Genomic DNA, 1,284 nt, shown 5'->3' on the forward strand with positions numbered 1-1,284 from the left:
AGAAATGGCATCCCATTTCTCTTTCTCACTCTTATTGTTCTTTACCTGTATCATTTGAAGGTAGTTTCTTCGCTTGTTTTTCTTTAAAGATTTCTCCGATTGCACCAAGAGTACCAAGTGTTTCAATTGCATTAGACGGAATAAAGACTTTATTTGCTGGTCCTTTTGCAACCTCAATCAATGATTCAAATGATTTATAAGCAAGTACGCGCTCATCTAAATCTGCTGCGCGAAGTAATTCAATTCGGTTTTGTTCTGCTTTTGCGATTTCTTCAATCGCTCTTGCTTCCCCTTGCGCTTCTAATTCTTTCGCTTCTCGTATACCTTCCGCTTCACGAATACGCGCTTCTTTATCCCCTTCAGCCATTAAAATTTTACTTTGTTTTTCTCCTTCAGCACGAAGGACTTTATCTTGTTTCGCTGCCTCAGCTTCTAAAATAATCGCACGTTTATTACGCTCTGCTTTCATTTGTTTTTCCATTGATGCTTGCACATCTTTTGGCGGGTTAATGTCTACTATTTCAACACGTTCAATACGAACGCCCCATTTTTCTGTCGCTTCATCAAGCGCTAAGCGAATTTCTGTTGAAATTTTTTCACGACCAGATAACGTTTCATCAAGCTCCATTTTACCAATAATTTGACGCATCGTTGCAGATGTAATATTACGAACACCATATTCATAGTTTGAAATACCATATGTCGCAAGCTCTGGTTCAACAATTTGATAGAAAATAATTGTATCAATTTCTACTTGTACATTATCTTTCGTAATTACCTTTTGTGGTGGTACATTCGTTTGTTGAATACGTAAATCGTGATATACACGAACACGATCTACAATCGGGATTAATATATTTAATCCTGGGTGCATAATACGTTGAAATTTACCAAACCTTTCAATGACCCCAACTTTTTGCTGAGGAATAATTTTTATTGTCAATGCGATAAATGTAACAACAATTAGTGCAAAAATAATCGTTAACGTTAATGCTACTACCATATTTATTCACTCTCCTTTTTCACTTGTAAAATAGTACTATGTCTCTTTATAACAACGACTTTTTCTCCAGCATCAATAGGAGTATCGGAAATAGCTGTCCAAGTATCTCCATCCACTTTCACAATACCGTTCACTTCACTTGTAATCGTTTGCATAACAATTCCCTTTTTACCAACAAGTTTATCTACTGTATCAGTAAAACCTTTTGCTTCTCGAAAGTTTTTTGAAATTCTTTTCGTAAAGAAAGTCAATGTTAAACTTACAATTGCCCCAACAACAAC

Annotated in this window: 2 protein-coding genes; both read right to left on the bottom strand. The window is 35.7% G+C overall.

The genetic code is table 11. The annotated features are described in order from the left end of the window. Positions 1-31: 31 nt before the first annotated feature. Positions 32-1,003, bottom strand: a complete 972-nt coding sequence (locus tag KI356_RS26120) for an SPFH domain-containing protein (RefSeq protein WP_128279805.1) — start codon at positions 1,001-1,003, stop codon at positions 32-34. A 2-nt stretch (positions 1,004-1,005) separates the two neighbouring features. After that, positions 1,006-1,284: NfeD family protein (locus KI356_RS26125; protein ID WP_212936896.1), on the bottom strand; the 279-nt coding region annotated here is incomplete at its 5' end.

It is taken from the genome of Bacillus hominis (assembly GCF_018332515.1).
Lineage (GTDB): Bacteria > Bacillota > Bacilli > Bacillales > Bacillaceae_G > Bacillus_A > Bacillus_A hominis.

What these genes read in the sequence shown, in the direction of transcription:
- KI356_RS26120 (WP_128279805.1), bottom strand. Translation starts at nt 1,003, where the DNA reads ATGGTAGTAGCATTAACGTTAACGATTATTTTTGCACTAATTGTTGTT.